Below are 17,545 nucleotides of genomic sequence, written 5' to 3'. Positions count from 1 at the left end.
GGTAATATTCTAGGAGAAGTTTGGCTAGTAAATAGAGTTTTCGGTCTCTAAGCTTTTTTGAAGGGAAAATCATTGACTCAGATCCCTATTTGCAACAGTGCCGTTATGACTATGTAATTGTCGATGTTGCTGGACATGACAGCAAAGAGCTTAGAACAGCAATGTTAACGGCACATTACCTGGTAGTACCATTTAGACCATCACAATTCGACTTGGATACTTTGCCTCATCTGTCAGAAGTCATTGACCAAGCCAAGTCCTTTAATGAGGAACTTAAGCCATTTGGATTACTAACATTGGCCCCAACAAATCCATCGGTGTCTGAAGTACAACAAGCCAATGATTATCTAGCTGACTTCCCACTGTTCACAGCGTTGTCATCAGTGATCCATGATCGCAAGGTTTATCGTGATGTCACTGCTGAAGGTAAAGGTGTAGTTGAATCCAATAATCCAAAAGCAATAGAAGAATTTGAGGCATTCATGGAGGAGCTTCTGGCATGATTAAGAAAAGAGAAACTACGAAACCTTTTTCTGAGGAAGCATTCATTAATGGTGCTAATGAACAGCTCACACCAAAATTAGACCCGAAAGCTTCTAGAAAATTTAAGACGCATACGATCCCGATGAATGAGTATGAGTACAAGTTATTAGCTGAACTGGCAGAGAAATATGGTCAAACCCATAATGGAATTATTAGATTTGCACTAAAGAAATTAAGTGAGGAATAACAACTAATATAGAACTTATTTGAAACTATTTTAGTTTCAAAAAACTTAATTGAATGTAGTAAAACCATAGTAGGCTGTTGATGTTCATCACAGACTAGACATTTTTATTGGTGAGAATACAGACAAGACACTTTAAATTGTTTCTAACATCTGAACTGCGCATAAGAGATTTTATGTTAAATAGATTGTGGTAGTTAAGAAGATACAATGTGGTACTTTAAATAAGTATTATAATACTTAGCTTTCTAATGATTAATGGAGGTGTTCTATGTTGTATTTCACAACAAAAGATACTCGTAAAGCTACTATTGCAAAAGGTTCACGTACAAGTACCTCAAACTCAAATACCTCATCTGGTTGTAGTAAAGAAGGATCAGATATTGATCTTTATAAAGTAAATTCTGCCTTTAATAACTCAATGAAACGCCATGCCAACTCAGACAGAAAATAATAGAAATCAAAAATATAGCTATGTTTTTCAAGAGCTTACTAAAGATGATAATGATGAGCATAATCTAGTTAGCTACATTGCATACATCTTATATAAGGAAAGAAAGATTGAATTTATTTCCTCAAAAAATGGTAATCCAAGTCCTGAAGAAATAAAAACTTTCAATGACATTTATTTAATGCCTGCCCAGTTAGATGGTTTGAGGAATGAGGCTGAGTCTATATTGACAGATATTTTGAATGTTACATATGGTGAGAAGCTTAAAGAAGTAGAGATCCGTTTAGAGGCATCTCTACCTTCTGAAATGAAAAAAGAATATCTTCAACTACAAACACAAATTCGTACTAATCAAGGCCAACTTCAAACAGAGCTTAGTACTTTGAATAAACGTGGTTGGGGCTATTGGTTAACTGAAGTGGGTAAAGGAACATTAATCACTATTGTTTCAACCCTAATAATTTGGAATCTTGCTGCTGCTTTTGTTGGAAAAGAAGTATTAAGTAAAATGGACGCAATTTTTACACCTAATTCCCAGAATAATACATCGCCTAATACGAATATTAATTCATCAAAATCTAGTGGTAGTAATGACGCAAATCAATAAACCTAAGTTATTTATTGCATCTTCAACAGAGTCAATTCATATAGTTGAAGCAATAAATATAAAATTATCAACTACATGTGAAGTATCACAATGGGATAATGCTTTTGATCCATCGAGTTTCACTTTTCCAACCTTAGTTAAAAAAGCAAATGAAGTAAATTTTGCTATTTTTGTTTTTCATCCAGACGATGAAATTATTATTAGAGAGAATACATATAGTATTGTTAGAGATAATGTATTGTTTGAATTAGGTTTATTTGTTGGAACTTTAGGAATTGAAAAATGCTTTATTATTTGTCCTGAAAGTATGGATCAAAAAACTTTAAGAATCCCAACAGATTTATCAGGAATAACTTACTGTACTTATGATCCAAAGAGGTTGGGAACAGAGCCTTTAGATGCGGTTAGCACAGCTTGCGGTCGTATTAGAATGAATATAAATGGTTATATGCAAGAGCAGCAGCAAGCGGAACAACCACAATCTTTACCCTTAAATATTCCTACTGAGCATATACGCAATTTAGAAAGTCAAGTCTGGAACATGACGCATGATCTAAAAAGAGCGGAAGAAGAAAAGCATAAGTTAGAAAATATTATATTAGAGCACTTTAATTCAACTGTTCGTCCTGCAACAGAACGGGAAATCAAAGCATGGATTGAAGGGGCCAAAGATAATTATGAAAGTCCTATGATTTCTAGACACAATATTTTTTATACTGATAGTGATGTTATTTTACCACCATTGTATGGTGCTAATTCTCTTGGCCTAATAGTTGGCCCTAATGCCAAGGTATTTGGAATACATAATAGAGGACATAATGACATCTATTTTATGAGTGGTTTTACGAAGCTAAACTAATCTAGACAATAAAAAAGCCCGACATCCTGTCGGGCCTTTTTACATTGGGTTGTGCGTTATATTGTTAGAGCTAGGCCCATTCCTTGAACAATTTTCTTATTCTTATTTTTTGGGAAACATCCAGTTCCCTTATGTCTGATCATAGGACTAAGATTTTAGTTATCCAATCCGCAAATTATCTAAATCTATGTACGCTTTGGCTTACAAAGTTGGCCTATTTTATCCCAAGAGTTGTCCGCAGAAATTGGGGATTATTTCTGAATCTGGACCATTGAGAAATCAGGAAAAAATACAAAAACGAATGTTTTTTGATCAATTTTATTGGCGAAACATATCAAAACTGCTCATAAAAAAGCTGATTTGTTTCAAAATCGGCTTTTTGTGCAATTTTTGGTTAGCGCTAAATTTTTAAGTAATTGATATTTATATTAATATACAAGTGTACTTCGTATAAGCACCATTATGTTAAATGGATCTTGGATTGAGCGATTTTTAGAGAGTTTTACTTTTAAAAAATAGATAAAATTTGAATCGGATGATTCATGAAATATATGGTTAGATATCCCAAGATTATAAGCCATATCAAGATAATTATTGCGGCTGCCCAACGGTTTACAGGTCTCTCAACGAGACCCTCTGCTAGAATTTTACAATCATCTATTATATTTTGTGGAGTAAGCTTAATAACCAATAAAAGACCTAAAGGTACAATAATAATATCGTCTAAATATCCAAGTATTGGGATAAAATCTGGAATTAAATCAATTGGTGATAAGGCATAAGCCGCAATAACTAGAGCTAATAGCTTTATAAAATTGGGTGTTCGCTTGTCTTTTGCAATAAGCCAAACAACTAAGATGTCTTTTTTTACCGATCTAGCCCATTGTTTGATTCTTTGATACATAGCAGATATAAAATTTTATAGAGATCCAATCATAAGTGAGTTTTCTTAAATCTATATTATTTTATTAAGAACTTCTAAAATTAACATAATACACGTTATGCGAAATTATTTTATTTTTCATTTAAAATCAATTACTTAATTGTTGTTGGAAATCCTAATCCTCATCGATTGGGCTTTTTATCTTCTCGCATGTTTTTACCTGTTTTTCAAACATCACTCCACAAGACAGCTTATCGTGTTTTTTTAAGTACACCCTAAAATTACATTTTAAAAGTTCTTAAAAATATGTACCATTTAAATGTTTTTTAATCATAAGTAACATGTAACTTTGGTATTAAAGATTTATAATTTACGAAATTGTTCATTTTTATCCAATTGGGGCGTAAAAAGTGAAAGGCCAAAAAGTAGGCTATGTGCGAGTGAGTTCGGTCGAGCAAAATACGGGACGTCAACTTGAGGGAATTGAAGTCGACCGGATTTTTGTTGACCGTGCTTCAGGTAAAAATACCGACCGACCGAAATTTCAGGAAATGTTGAATTATGTCCGGGAAGGAGACCAGGTGATAGTACATTCCATGGATCGTTTTGCGCGAAGCTTAAAAGATTTGGTGACTGAAGTGGATAAACTGGTCAAACGAGGGATTGCCATCCAGTTTGTAAAAGAAAATATTACTTTTACGGCCCAATCCACCCCGATGGATAATTTGATGCTGCAACTGATGGGTGCTTTTGCACAGTTTGAACGTGAGATCATTTTAGAGCGGCAAAAGGAAGGAATTAAACTTGCCTCTTCTCAAGGGAAGTACAAAGGCCGGGTACATAAATTGAAACCTGATCAGGCTGAAGCTTTGCGACAAGACTGGAAGGAAGGGAAGTACCCTTCAAAAATGGCATTAGGCCAGGCATTTGGAATTAGTCGCCAAGCGGTATATCGGTATTTAAAAGCCGGGAAATAACTCAATTGAAATTGGCGACTATATTTAGTTTAGCTTATGAAAATCGTGAAACGTTGATTAAATAATAAGTGCAGAAAGCAAAGAGTTACTAATTTTATACAATATAAGTTTTTGATTTATAATTAATTAACTCGATTGCAATCTAGCTTTTTCAGCAACGATTTATCTTTTTTAAAATAGTATTAATTTATTTTTTTGAGAACAAACCTTAACAAAATTACAAGTTTGTAATTTTGTTGTCATTCTGATGTATATATTTACTCATTATTATAAGTAAAGATTTTTTTGCTCAGTTCTATGTTGTAAATTCCAGCAATTATCATAGCCACGCGGCTGTTACTGAAGAGAATAGTAAGAAGTTAATATTTGCTGTAGGTTTGACCACTACTTTTTAATCGTAGAAATTATAACCGTTTTTATTACTCTAAGTTTAACTTTTGTGATTGTCTAAAAACACATAGCGGTCGAATGGCCATATTAACTGACTTAAAATCAGTCGCATACTTTAATGTAGCGGTTCTGATAGCACAAAAGTTCGCAGCATGAAAACGGAACCGGCATAATTGATTTATAGTGAACCCATACACTAAGCATAATGATTTAGAGGACGATAATCCCAATGAAAAAATTCCTTTTAGGAGCTGTTGCCGCATCTGTTTTGGCCTTTTCAGGTAGTGCTATGGCCAATTTTGTGGCAGGTCAGGACTATCAGGTGGTCGCAAAACCAGTCAAAGTCGAAAAACCGGGCAAAATTGAGGTACGTGAATTCTTCTGGTATGGCTGTGGTCACTGTTTCGCGCTTGAACCACATATGCAGGGCTGGTTGAAAAAATTACCAAAAGATGTACGTTTTGTACGTACACCTGCTGCAATGAACCCGCTTTGGGAACAGGCTGCACGTGCTTATTATGTTTCAGAAGCCCTGGGTGTGCGTCAAAAAGCACATTTACAGTTATTCCATGATATTCATGACAAGCAGCGTCCAATTTTAGAACAGGCACAATTGGCCAAGTTCTATACCCGTTATGGTATTTCTGAAGAGAAATTTAACACGACTTATAAATCTTTCCCGATCACTTCGAAAATTGCCCAAGCCAAAAATCTGGCTGCTCAGTATCAGTTAAGTGGTGTTCCGGCAGTGACCGTGAATGGTAAATATATTGTGCAGGGTAATGATGCCAAAGTCATTCAGGTGGTGAATTACCTGATCGAGAAAGAGCGTAAAGCCAAATAAGACGCGATTGATTATCTCTAAAAAAAACCTGCATCGAATCTGCAGGTTTTTTTATTTAAACTGGAGGAATGGTTATTTACGTCCTGACTGCCGGATCTGGTGTTTCTATCGGCGGGCGATACCAGTGTAAAATTCCTCGGAATAAGAGCTGCATCTGCAACACGCTTTGCGCTTTAAAGGCATGGGATTGAATATGAATCGTGGATTGTATCTTTACCCGTTCATACCCGATATCTTCATTCAGAAAATGAATTTTCCTTTCTATTTCAAAACGCAGCACTGCCGAGGCGCCCCGACGCTCTACAACAAACAAATTCTAATCTAAGATTTACATAAATAGACTGATAAAGTTTAAAAGGAATAAATATTAATTTAAACAACATGGAAATTCTTGTTAATTTCAACAGAAATATGAACAATTTCTTCATGAATTGACAAAGCTTTACGAACTACCTCTGCTGTTAAGGAGTCATTAACTGTATTTAGGGATAAAATACATGAAAATTTACTTCTACCTACTTTCCAGACATGCAGATCAGTAATCGTAATTTGGTTATCTAATTCCTCTACAACTTCCTGAATCTCCTTTACTACAGGATGTTCCATCTCTGCATCAAGCAATGTTTTACCTGTTTCTCTAATCAATCCCCAAGACCATTGTGCTACAAGCACTGCACCTACGATCCCTAGAATTGCATCTAAAAAATCCCATCCAAAATACTTCCCTGCGAAAAGTGCAATAATAGCTAATACAGAAGTTACTGCATCTGCTACTACATGAAGAAAAGCGGCTTTCTGGTTTAAGTCATGGTCATCATGAGAGTGATGATGGTGGTGGTGACCATTTTCACGTAGTAACCAGGCACAAATAAAATTAACGATCAAGCCAACAATCGCAATTGAAATTGCCTCGTTGTAGTGAATATTCACAGGATTGAATAAACGTTCTATCGATTGAACACCCATGAATACAGCAACAACCATCAATAAAATGGCACTCGAATATCCAGCTAAGATTTCTATCTTCCATGTACCGAAACAGAATCTCTGATCACGAGCATATTTTCGAGCCATTTTATAGGCAAAATAAGCTAAGCCCAATGCCAACATATGAGAACTCATATGCCATCCATCAGCCAATAAAGCCATGGAATTAAAGAACCATCCTCCAAAAATTTCAAACACCATCATTACACCAGTGAGGATGGTTGCGATTAAAATTTTCTTTTGTGCTAAAGGATTTCCTTCGTCAAATTGATGCGAATGGTCACTTTTAACATTATTTAGATATTGCATTTTATTGCACCACAATTAATACTCCCCCATAGTATATGTTCTTGAGGTTGAATAGTATGTCTCACTTAAATCAGAACAAAAAAATTTTAAATCGGATTAGACGAATTCAAGGTCAAACCAATGCCCTTGAACAGAATATTTTAAATTCTGAAAATTCTTGTATTGAGGTATTACAGCAAGTTGCAGCAATTAAAGGTGCGATAAATGGCTTAATGAGTGAGTTAATAGAACTTCATCTTAGAGAACATGTACTCGGTGATACTGAGGAAATAAAGGAAAAAGAACTGAATGAATTTTTAGCTTTAGTTAAACGCTACTTATAACTTTAAAGCACAGTCTTTTAAATAAAAAAACTGTGTGCGCACCTATTAATGACAGTGGTAATCACCAGTTTTACTGTTGGTATGACAACCCTGTGAGTTCGTTCCCCCAGAATGAGCATTCGCATAGGTAAATGACATGCCTATAAAGCATATGAATAAAATTCTTTTCATCTTAATCCCTCTCAAATAATTAGAATATCAACTGTATGATCTTTAATCAAAGCCAACATGGCTTAGACCATTTTTAAATAAATCAAATATATAAAAATATAACGGGAAAATTTAGCCATCAAAACTAAAAAAAGGAACTTATAAAATTTCTCCTTAAGCATTCCACTGACCAGGGTAATGGGATCACCGATCACTGGAACCCAGCTTAATAGCAGTAGAGGTGAACCATAACGCCCATATAGGTTCTGTGCCTTTAATAGCTTTTCTTCAGACACAGGAAACCATTTCTTCTCTTTGTATCTTTCAATTTGTATTCCCAACCACCAATTCACGCATGAACCTAATACATTCCCTAGCGTTGCCACACCTATAAGTAAAACCGGTGAATATTCTCTCAATATTAGCATTCCTGCCAATACAGATTCTGATTGAAGAGGCAGTAATGTTGCTGCCCCAAATGCACTTAAGAATAAAAAAATATAAGCCACTATTTAGGCCAGTGCTGGTGATAGCTATCAATCATAAATTCATGCTCATGCTTACCTTTATGATTGTGCTGCAATAAATGCTCATGGTCTTGCGGTAAATCAGGATGAGTATGCTCTAGCACTAAATCATCTTTCTTGGGCCAGATAACAAACGCGACGACTATTGATACCAAGGCGATGAATGCCATAGGCACAAAAGTAATCAATGTCCCAAATTTTGTACTTAACCAGCCCACTAATGGATAAGTGATTAGCCAGCAGGCATGTGAAAATGCAAATTGAGCTGCAAATAGCGCTGTCCGGTTTTCACTGGGAGCAGACTTTCTAATAAGACGTCCGGTTGGTGTTTGAGAAACTGAATAACCAATACCTAATATAAACCAAAGGGCTAATAGCCCAGTATAGGCAGAAATAAAGTAACCGCTAAACAGTCCAACGACGAGAACCACAGTGCCTGAAAGCATGACAGTTCTATCATTCAATTTATCTAATATTTTTGGTAATGCAAATGCAGCAAGCATTGAGCCTAATCCAAATAAACCAAATGCCCAAGTAGTCGCCTGTTCAGTTAATTCAAATGTCGTTTGAACTAAAACTACAGTATTGACAATGACAACCGCACTGGCTGAAGCAATAGCCAGATTTAAAGCGAGTAAAGCTTTTAGGCGGGGTGTTCTGAAATATATTTTTGCGCCTTGTTTGATTCGGTTATATACCCCGATAAACTCCGGCATTTTCGCATTTGGTAATTTCGCACTGACTACAAATAGTGCCGAACCAATAAATCCAACCACAGTTCCCAAAAACAAGTTGTGATAACTCATCACAGTGAGTAACAAGCCTGCCAGCATTGGACTTATAATATTTTCAAGATCGTAGGCCAATCGTGATAGAGACAGCGCGTTTGTATACTCTTCTTCTATGGGCAATACATCAGGAATCATGGCTTGAAATGTGGGGGTAAAAGCAGCTGAGGCAGACTGAAGAATAAAGATCAAAATATAGATTTGCCAGATTTGAGTCACGAAAGGCAGACACAATGCGGTTAAGGCTCGAATGACATCCAACCCTACCAAAACTTTTTTTCTCGGTAATCTTTCTGCAAATGCGGAGGCAATGGGTGCGACACTAATATAAGCAATCATTTTAATCGCCAAGGCAATACCCAGGACTTGGGCTGCTTGCTCTTTTGCGATGTCATAAGCCTGTAAAGCTAGAGCAATAGTAATGAGTCCAGTACCAATCAAAGCGATGACTTGGGCTAAGAAAAAATGCCGATATGTTGTGTTTTTTAATACTTCTAGCATTTTAGGGACTCCTTATTTAGAACCTAACTTTTATGCCATACAGGTTCCAGATGAGGCTTAGACCTCATCTGGAATTTTACAAATTAAAAGACCTTTTTAATTTCACTGAAATGACCTTCAATATTCAAAGTTACAGTCACTGGATTTTCTGTTCTGTTTCGCCAGAACCAGCCATGCTTTCCGTCAAATGCAGCGGTCAATGTGCCAGATTGCTCAGTTTCATTTTTACCTTTACCGTATCCATGATAGAAATCTTTTGGTGCATTTACAGGATCGCCATGCGTGTCATAGTTCAGACCACCACCTGAAGATTTCCAATCAAAGCTTACACTGGCATGTTTAGGCATAGCCAACTTAACTTCAGTTGCCTGGTTAGGTTTTAATTCGATAGAGATCGATTCTTTCTTAATAGCTGGCATCATATTTGAGCTCTCATCTGATACAGCAGCCTGAGCAACCGAACTATTAGCAGTAATTACTGAAGGGACCTGAGAGGTCTCTCCCATACCATTCTCTGATTCAGCCGCTAAAGATTGCTTAATTTCACCCATTTTGGTTAAACCTAACACTTTACCTACACCAGTAGGGTCAATAGCGTATTCGGCTGGCATTACCCAAGTCACAAGAACAACAATGGCGCTCACCGCAGCAATAGCAGTTGATTTGATCAGTTTTTTTGAAGAGGGTAATTCAACATCTTTTGGAATTTCAGCGTTAAACATAATTTAGATCCTTATTGAGTAATGAAGCCAGTGAGTTGGTAGCCAACAAGTAGAAAACCAAGGAACATCAAGAAGACATTGCTTTGATATGCTGTTCTGAAGAAATAAGGGGTTTTTCTCCACATCGTCATAAGCAATAAAATGATGGCTAATGCCATGAATTGCCCTAATTCGACCCCGATGTTGAATGAGATCAGATTCGCAAGCAGGCCATCATCTGGCACTTCATATTCCTGAATTTTTACAGCTAAACCAAAACCATGAATCAAACCAAAAATCAGCGTGGCAATTTTTGTATTGGGCTGGAATCCAAACCAGCGTTGATAAGCACCTAAATTGTCTAAAGCTTTATAAACAATAGAAAAACCAATAATTGCATCAATAATGTATGCATTCATCGAAATGTTGTAATACACCCCTATCAGCATGGTAACTGAGTGACCAATTGCGAACAGGCTGACATACAAACCAATATCTCTCATACGGTATAAAAAGAAAATAATACCGACCAGAAATAATAAATGGTCATAACCTGTAACCATGTGTTTGGCACCCAGATAAATAAAGGGGATCACATGAACACCGTAGATTTCCTGTATATAGCCTTTATCACCCTCTGCAACACCATGAGCAAAAAGTGCAGGGCTTATCAAGACCATACATAAAGCAATCAACAGCTTTAAATAGGTTTTGAGCTTCACATAATGTGAATCAATAATTTGCATCTAAATCAAACTCCAAAAATTAAAAAATGGTTCAAAAAACTTATGATTTTTTTGGAGGTTTAAAAATACGACTTGCAAGCAATAGAGCGTATTTCTGCGTACGGTCAAATATTTGCGCACCTAACAGAAGCAAGATGAGTGCTATTTCTTTGATAGATGCAACATTAGAAAAATGTTCGTAATAGGTATCTTGATGATGATGTGAATGTTGCTGATTTACCTCATGATGATGAGTGTGAATCACATCTACATAGGCATGCTCTTGAAAGCGGTTTTCAGTCGCATGCTCGTTAAAATGCAGACATAGTGCAAGACTGATGATGCAAACCAGACACATCATCACATATCTCATTTTTGAATCTTGCACTATTGCCATCATATTGAACTTCTCTACCCTTTCTGCTCAGCGAAACCGTCAGATTTTTTCTGAAGAGCTTGGTTAAACCAAACATAGAGGGTGGGCAGAATAATCAAGGTAAGTAGCGTTGAGGAAATAATTCCCCCTATAACAACGGTTGCAATTGGGCGCTGTACTTCTGAACCAATCCCCACGTTTAAAGCCATAGGGATAAAGCCCAAAGAGGCAACCAGTGCAGTAATCAGCACTGGCCGCAAACGTTCTAATGCACCATGTTTTACTGCATCAATCAGCCCTTCACCCTGATCACGCAATCTCTGAATGGCCGATACGAGTACCAAACCATTGAGTACTGCAACACCCGATAAAGCAATAAAACCAACAGCAGCCGAGATAGAGAAAGGAATATCACGGAGGGCTAAAGCAATGACTCCACCCGTTAATGCAAAAGGCACACCAGTAAAGACCAGCACACTATTTCTGATATTGCCTAAGGCCATATAAATCATTGCAAATATCAAAATCAAAGCGATGGGTACAACAATCATAAGTCTATTAGAGGCTGACTCCATTTGTTCAAAAGTACCGCCCCAAGTGAGCCAGTAACCTTCTGGCATTTGGAAATCAGAGTTTAATTTTGATTGTGCATCAGCAATATAACTACCGATATCAGTACCACGCACGTTTGCCGTGATCACAATACGACGTTTACCATTTTCACGAGAAATTTGGTTTGGTCCTTGAATATTCTTTAATTCAATCAACTCGGACAACAATACACTTGAACCATCAGGCAAATTGACAGGAATTTGATACAGTTTTTCCAAGTCAGTTACTGAGTTTTGATCCATCCGCACAACAATATCGAACTTCCGATCACCCTCAAATACTTTACCTGCTGTTTCACCGGTGATTAGACTAGAAACGTGCTTTTGCACATCTTCTGCATCTAGCCCATAGTTCGCAATCATATCTTTTTTGAGTTCAACAGACACCATTGGCAGTCCCGACATCTGTTCAACTTTCAAGTCAGCTGTACCATTCACACCTTCAAGTACATCTGCAACCCCATTTCCCAATTCCAAAAGCTGCTCTAAATCGTCTCCATAAATTTTTACAGCAACGTCAGTACGGACACCTGAAATAAGTTCGTTGAATCGCATTTGAATCGGTTGAGTGAACTCATAGTTGTTCCCATATACACCTTTAGAAACACGCTCAATTTCAGCAACGATAGCGGATTTTTCTTTATCGGGATCTGGCCACTGATCGCGTGGTTTCAATATGACAAAATTATCAGCTACGTTTGGCGGCACCGGATCAGTTGCAATCTCAGCCGTACCGACTTTGGCAAATATCGTTTGAACCTCAGGGATTTTCTTGATTTCTTTCTCAAGCGCATATTGCATTTCTACCGCTTGAGTTAAGGACGTGCCCGGTATACGCAGCGCATGTAAGGCCACATCACCTTCATCTAAAGAGGGGATAAATTCAGACCCCAATCGTGTTGAAAGGCTTGCACTGAATACAAAGAATACGGCTACAAAAGCAATCAACTTGTATCTATGATTCAATGACCAATCTAAGACCGGGTTATAAATCTTTTTAATGAAGTGAACAATTCTAGACTCTTCATCTTTGATTTTACCTGCGGTCACTAAAGCCACCATTGCAGGTACAAATGTAATCGATAGAAGCATAGCGGCAACCAATGCCATCACCACGGTCATTGCCATAGGCGTGAACATCTTGCCTTCTATCCCAGTCAAGGTCATTATCGGCAAATACACCAAGATGATAATCAACTGACCGTAGAGAATGGCTTTTCGTGATTCTTTAGTCGCTTCAAAAACCGTTGTGAATCGTTCTTGACGGGTGAGTATTCGTCCTAATTCTTTCTGCTTCATGGCCAATCTGGCCAGTGAGGCTTCAACAATTACCACGGCACCATCTACAATGATCCCGAAGTCCAAAGCCCCTAAGCTCATTAAATTTGCACTAATTTTCTGATTCACCATGCCTGTGATAGTCATCAACATCGACAGTGGTATCACCATTGCGGTAATCAGCGCAGCACGGAAATGACCCAGAAAAATGAACAACACGACAATGACCAGAATTGCACCTTCAAGCAAATTCTTCTTCACGGTTTCAATCGTGGCATCCACTAATGTCGTACGGTTATATACTGCTTTGGCTTCAACACCTTCAGGTAAGGACTTTTGGACTTGCTGTAATTTTTGATCTACTGCATCAGCGACATTACGCGAGTTTTCTCCAATCAGCATAAAAGCTGTACCCAGCACAATTTCCTGGCCATCTTTTGTTGCAGCGCCTGTACGGAGTTCGTGTCCAATAGAAATCTTAGCTACATCTTTTAAACGCAAGATATAACCATTGCTTGTGGTGATCGGAATATTCTGAATTTGCTCAATCGAACTGATTTGAGAATCAGAACGTATCAAGTACTGCTCACCATTCTTCTCAATATAGCCTGAACCTTTATTCATGCTATTTTTAGAAATAGCATCCAAAATAGTCTTTTGATCTAGACCAATACTTCGTAAATACGCATAGTCGGGCTGTACAACAAATTGTTTTAAATAGCCACCAATCGTATTGATTTCATTCACACCTTCGACATTTCGAAGCTGAGGCTTGATCACCCAATCCTGAAGTGTTCGCAATTCAGTCGGTGAAAGTGGAGTCGGGTTGTTTTTTGCATTTTCCACCGTGTACATGAAGATTTCGCCAAGTCCTGTAGAAACAGGACCCATAGAAGTCGATATACCCCCGGGGAGACTTGGTGTAACCCCTTGCAACTTTTCATTCACTAGCTGACGGGCAAAGTAAATGTCCGTGCCTTCCTTAAAAATCGCAGTCACTTGAGATAAGCCGTATCTGGATACTGATCGGGTATAGTCCAGATTAGGAATACCAGCCAAAGCCGTTTCAATTGGGTAGGTGACCTGGGACTCCATCTCGGTTGGAGATAAGCCCTGGGCCTCACTGTTAATTTGAACTTGTACGTTGGTAATATCGGGTACAGCATCAATTGGCAGTTTAAAATAGTTGTAAACGCCAAATGCCCCTATGAATAGGAAAATGATCAGTACCAGCCAACGATTCTTTATCGAGAGCTTTACAATTTGGTCAAACATAAACGCTACTCCTTAATGATCATGAGTAGCGCCAGATTTACCCAGCTCTGCTTTTAATAAATAAGAATTACCTGCTGCATAAATCTGCCCTGCTTTTAGACCAGATTTAACTTCAACAAAACCATTAAATTTATCGCCTAACTCTAGAGGACGTGCTTCACAGTCATTCCCGACACGAATAAACACCACATCCCAATCACGGAAGTTTTGCAAAGCATCTTCACGGACAACCATCGGTTTCATGCTCTGGTTTTCAAAGATTTGTGCAGTGATTAACTGCCCTGAACGCCATTTAAACTGGTTTGGAATTTCAATAAAGACTTGCGCAGTTCGTGTTTTTGGATCAATCACATCACTGATATATTTGAGACGTCCCAACGCTTCTTCTGTGCCTGTTTGAGTTTGAGGCTTAACAGTTACTTTATTGTTTGGATTAATGGCATCCAATTTATCTGCTGGCACATTGACCACAGCAAGAAGTTGAGATGTATTGGCAATTTTGAACAATGGAGATGATGGCGTTACATTAGAACCAACTGCTCCAAGCACTTGTAAAATCGTACCTGACATTGCGGCTCTGACTTCAATTGTTCCATTACCCGCACCTCCATAAGAGCTGATTAAACTATTGAGTTCATTAGCCCTAGTCTGAGCATTTTCAAATTCACGTTTGGCATTGATGTAATCAATTTCAGGTGAAACACGCTTTTGGAATAAAGCTCGTTCCTGCTCCATCTTTTTACGGGCAAATTGTAAGGTATCCAATGCAAGAGTACGTTCCGCATTAAGACGAATTAAATCTGGACTTTGTACAGTCGCCAAAAGATCCCCCTGATTCACTTGATCGCCAATTGAACGGTACGTTTTTATTAATGTTCCGCTCGCTTTAGGGGTAATAAAACTTTCAAAATTATCAGGAAATTTCAGTTCACCTTTGAGTTCGAGTGCATTTTCAAACATCATGCGTTCAACTTTTAAAAGTTCCAAACCACTGCTCTTGATACTGCTATCAAGCATAGTGACTCGTCCCTCTTTGGTATCCCATTTCCAAGTATGTTTTTTACCTTGATAATCAACATTGATCACCATCAAGAATGAATGTGGCTCATAGACAATTTCATTCCCAATCAAGTAATCACTTTCAGGCTTAAATGAGATGGTTTGTTCTGCATCAAGACGCTTGATAAAAATATTGGCATTAATCTCTTCTGGTTTTAATGGCTTATCTTTAAAGTAGCCATACACCCGTAAATGAGGCTCTACCCCTTCCTCGAAGATTTTGACTTCAGCAGCAAAATCACCATCGCGATATAAACGGCCCCCATGCGGGCCTTTTTCATCTCCTACTACAGCAACTTTTTCTTCAGCCCCTTCACTATGACTTGAAGTTTCGGCTTTATTACCCGTTTTGTACCAAGCGATTGCACATAAAATGACTAATAAAGCGATAACACCTGTAGTAATTAAAGTATTGGTTAGTTTATTCATATTTTCAGGCCTTATTCTTGATCTAAATTGGTCACATAATTTCGTTCAACCTCTGCAATTTGATTTTGCAAAGCCAACCACAAATCGAATCGAGCGAGATGTTTATCCAACCAAATTTGCTTAATACTATTGAATTCAAGTAAAGAGATTTTTCCTGCCTGATAGCCCATTTCAGCAATTCTCAAACTTTCTTTGGTAGCAGGAAGTATCGACTGATCATAGTTTTTGATCGAATCAATCAGGTTGGATACTTCAATAGACTTATTTTCTAATTCAATTTTGGAGTTACGGTTTACGAGAATAGAACGAGTTTCTGCATGCACTTGCTCAGCTTGCGCAAGTGCAATTTTCCCCTTATTTCGATTAAAAACAGTTAATGGAATTGATGTAGAAACCAGGAATACTTTGTCGTTGGTTTCCTGATAGTTCCTTACTCCTAAACCCAGCGTAATATCTGGCACGGCTTCTTTTTTAGCTAATTCATACTGGGTTTTAGCCAGTTGAGTTTTAAGCAAGGCGTCTTGTTCAGATAAGCTCACTTTATCCGCAAAGTTAATGCTTAAAGGAACTTCAATTGCTTGATCAGGTAATACAGATATGAATTTGGAACACAGATTTTTTTGAAATTGAACTTTCTTCACTTCGTTCTGATAACGTAGTTTTGATTCAGACGATAAAGCTGAACTCAATTGAACATCAGATGGAATAACTCTACCAAACTTCAATTTTTCATTCAGAACATGGGCTTGTCTCGCGTTCATCTTGCTTTCGGTAGAATAAATTTCTACCCGTTTTGAAGCCGCATACCAATTTGCCATACAAACACGAAAATCGGCTTTTAATTCTGCCTGACGCTTCAATGCCTCAAATTGGTTGTTATTCCCTTGAAACCCTGCCAACTGCCTACGCAAAGCGCGTTTATTATTGAGAGGAATATCCTGAGACAAACCAATCATCGTCGTTGGCCCATCAAGATCTTTAAGGTCTGAATTACCTAAATTGTCTAATTCAAGATTAAACGTAGGATTATTAAGTCTACCGGCATATTTCTGATTTATGGCATATGCGTTTTGAGACTGTTGCAAACTCTTCAAAATTGAATCGTTTGAAATTACCTGTTGTTGTAGCTGAACGTAATCAGATGCTGCAAATAATCGAGTCGTTGCTGCTACTAAACCACAGGCAAGAAATATCTGATATTTTTTAGACATGACTTTACCTATACAAAAAAATGGAAATTATTTTTTGTACAGAAAAATCAATTTCTTAGAACAATTAAACCTTTTGTAAATATATAGGAATTACAAAGATATTCTATCCTTTTCCTAAGTGCATAGGATCGAACGGGTCGTTCAAAAAGACTCAGGAAAAGCAGAATGAGAGGGAGGGAAAAACTCAAGAGAAAAACTGGATCAATGCTCATTTGGTCTTTAGCTTGAACCGGTGGAGTAGAATGATGAAAAGGTGCTTCATCATAACTGGTCCAGTTGTGATTTTTAGTATCTTCTATTAAGACTTGCTCTTCAGCATGATGAATAAGAGACCATTGGCTGGAACTGTCTGTTTCAACTGAGATAGTCACATCATGATGATGATCAAGATTTTTAGCTATAACTGGCGCCCATTTGTAAGCTCCCGTTGTTGTTATCGCAAACAAAAACAGGACAAACGCAAGAATAAGTTTTGAGAACTTATTATGTGGCATACGAAAAAATCATCTCGAGATTCGCAGAAAGCATACTGAATAGAACTTCAAAAGTAAATTGTT

At 37.6% G+C, this 17,545-nt stretch carries 19 protein-coding genes and 1 pseudogene; 8 read left to right on the top strand and 12 right to left on the bottom strand.

Features of this window, described 5'->3' with window-relative positions; genetic code table 11:
- Positions 1-101: 101 nt before the first annotated feature.
- From IEV17_RS16570 to IEV17_RS16550, 5 genes and pseudogenes are all read left to right on the top strand, one after another.
- Positions 102-503, top strand: a pseudogene (locus tag IEV17_RS16570) (cobyrinic acid ac-diamide synthase); the annotation flags it as partial.
- Complete coding sequence (locus tag IEV17_RS16565) at positions 500-730, top strand: ribbon-helix-helix domain-containing protein (protein WP_004658732.1); 231 nt, start codon at positions 500-502, stop codon at positions 728-730. The pseudogene IEV17_RS16570 and the gene IEV17_RS16565, both read left to right, overlap by 4 nt.
- Before the next feature lie 268 nt (positions 731-998).
- Positions 999-1,181 (top strand): hypothetical protein, encoded by a 183-nt coding sequence (locus IEV17_RS16560; protein WP_004658734.1) that lies wholly within the window; start codon positions 999-1,001, stop codon positions 1,179-1,181.
- Entirely contained in the window at positions 1,159-1,785 is a 627-nt protein-coding gene (locus tag IEV17_RS16555) for a hypothetical protein (RefSeq protein ID WP_004658737.1), read from the top strand. The genes IEV17_RS16560 and IEV17_RS16555 overlap by 23 nt, the downstream gene beginning before the upstream one ends.
- Positions 1,769-2,644: a TIR domain-containing protein gene (locus IEV17_RS16550; RefSeq protein WP_004658739.1), complete on the top strand. Its 876-nt coding sequence runs from the start codon at positions 1,769-1,771 to the stop codon at positions 2,642-2,644. Before IEV17_RS16555 ends, IEV17_RS16550 begins: the two co-directional genes overlap by 17 nt.
- Before the next feature lie 508 nt (positions 2,645-3,152).
- Here the strand turns inward: IEV17_RS16550 and IEV17_RS16545 are convergent.
- Positions 3,153-3,548: a YkvA family protein gene (locus tag IEV17_RS16545; protein ID WP_004658741.1), complete on the bottom strand. Its 396-nt coding sequence runs from the start codon at positions 3,546-3,548 to the stop codon at positions 3,153-3,155.
- Between the two features lie 389 nt (positions 3,549-3,937).
- On the opposite strand from IEV17_RS16545, the gene IEV17_RS16540 reads away from it, so the two are divergent.
- A complete protein-coding gene (locus tag IEV17_RS16540; protein ID WP_004658743.1) occupies positions 3,938-4,504 on the top strand; it encodes a recombinase family protein in 567 nt (188 codons plus the stop codon).
- A gap of 619 nt (positions 4,505-5,123) precedes the next feature.
- Positions 5,124-5,738 (top strand): thiol:disulfide interchange protein DsbA/DsbL, encoded by a 615-nt coding sequence (locus IEV17_RS16535; protein ID WP_016658850.1) that lies wholly within the window; start codon positions 5,124-5,126, stop codon positions 5,736-5,738.
- A 372-nt stretch (positions 5,739-6,110) separates the two neighbouring features.
- Here the strand turns inward: IEV17_RS16535 and dmeF are convergent, their stop codons facing one another.
- Complete coding sequence (gene dmeF / locus IEV17_RS16530) at positions 6,111-7,034, bottom strand: CDF family Co(II)/Ni(II) efflux transporter DmeF (protein ID WP_034601915.1); 924 nt, start codon at positions 7,032-7,034, stop codon at positions 6,111-6,113.
- 56 nt (positions 7,035-7,090) lie between these two features.
- On the opposite strand from dmeF, the gene IEV17_RS16525 reads away from it, so the two are divergent.
- The gene (locus IEV17_RS16525; RefSeq protein ID WP_004664020.1) at positions 7,091-7,357 is read left to right on the top strand and encodes a metal/formaldehyde-sensitive transcriptional repressor; all 267 of its coding nucleotides are present in this window, start codon (positions 7,091-7,093) and stop codon (positions 7,355-7,357) included.
- Between the two features lie 45 nt (positions 7,358-7,402).
- On the opposite strand, the gene IEV17_RS16520 is transcribed toward IEV17_RS16525, so the two are convergent.
- The 10 genes from IEV17_RS16520 to IEV17_RS16475 all read right to left on the bottom strand — a co-directional run bounded on the left by IEV17_RS16520 (position 7,403) and on the right by IEV17_RS16475 (position 17,482).
- On the bottom strand, positions 7,403-7,495 hold the full coding sequence (locus IEV17_RS16520) for a YHYH domain-containing protein (RefSeq protein ID WP_151809984.1): 93 nt from the start codon (positions 7,493-7,495) through the stop codon (positions 7,403-7,405).
- 95 nt (positions 7,496-7,590) lie between these two features.
- The gene (locus IEV17_RS16515; protein ID WP_171062466.1) at positions 7,591-8,019 is read right to left on the bottom strand and encodes a YqaA family protein; all 429 of its coding nucleotides are present in this window, start codon (positions 8,017-8,019) and stop codon (positions 7,591-7,593) included.
- Entirely contained in the window at positions 8,016-9,323 is a 1,308-nt protein-coding gene (locus tag IEV17_RS16510) for an MFS transporter (protein ID WP_004664018.1), read from the bottom strand. The genes IEV17_RS16515 and IEV17_RS16510 overlap by 4 nt, the downstream gene beginning before the upstream one ends.
- 83 nt (positions 9,324-9,406) lie before the next feature.
- A complete protein-coding gene (locus IEV17_RS16505) occupies positions 9,407-10,045 on the bottom strand; it encodes a hypothetical protein (RefSeq protein ID WP_004664015.1) in 639 nt (212 codons plus the stop codon).
- An 11-nt stretch (positions 10,046-10,056) separates the two neighbouring features.
- Positions 10,057-10,770: a HupE/UreJ family protein gene (locus IEV17_RS16500; protein ID WP_004664014.1), complete on the bottom strand. Its 714-nt coding sequence runs from the start codon at positions 10,768-10,770 to the stop codon at positions 10,057-10,059.
- Positions 10,771-10,810: 40 nt separating this feature from the next.
- Complete coding sequence (locus IEV17_RS16495) at positions 10,811-11,149, bottom strand: hypothetical protein (RefSeq protein WP_005404006.1); 339 nt, start codon at positions 11,147-11,149, stop codon at positions 10,811-10,813.
- 11 nt (positions 11,150-11,160) lie between these two features.
- Entirely contained in the window at positions 11,161-14,289 is a 3,129-nt protein-coding gene (locus IEV17_RS16490; protein WP_004664011.1) for an efflux RND transporter permease subunit, read from the bottom strand.
- 12 nt (positions 14,290-14,301) lie between these two features.
- Positions 14,302-15,777, bottom strand: coding sequence for an efflux RND transporter periplasmic adaptor subunit (locus IEV17_RS16485; protein ID WP_004664010.1), 1,476 nt, complete (start codon positions 15,775-15,777; stop codon positions 14,302-14,304).
- An 11-nt stretch (positions 15,778-15,788) separates the two neighbouring features.
- Positions 15,789-16,988, bottom strand: a complete 1,200-nt coding sequence (locus tag IEV17_RS16480) for a TolC family protein (RefSeq protein ID WP_004664008.1) — start codon at positions 16,986-16,988, stop codon at positions 15,789-15,791.
- Between the two features lie 47 nt (positions 16,989-17,035).
- Complete coding sequence (locus tag IEV17_RS16475; RefSeq protein WP_004664005.1) at positions 17,036-17,482, bottom strand: hypothetical protein; 447 nt, start codon at positions 17,480-17,482, stop codon at positions 17,036-17,038.
- Between the last annotated feature and the right edge of the window lie 63 nt (positions 17,483-17,545).

Source organism: Acinetobacter modestus (genome assembly GCF_014636095.1).
Classification (GTDB): Bacteria; Pseudomonadota; Gammaproteobacteria; order Pseudomonadales; family Moraxellaceae; genus Acinetobacter; species Acinetobacter modestus.
This window is presented reverse-complemented; position numbering and strand designations above follow the sequence as displayed.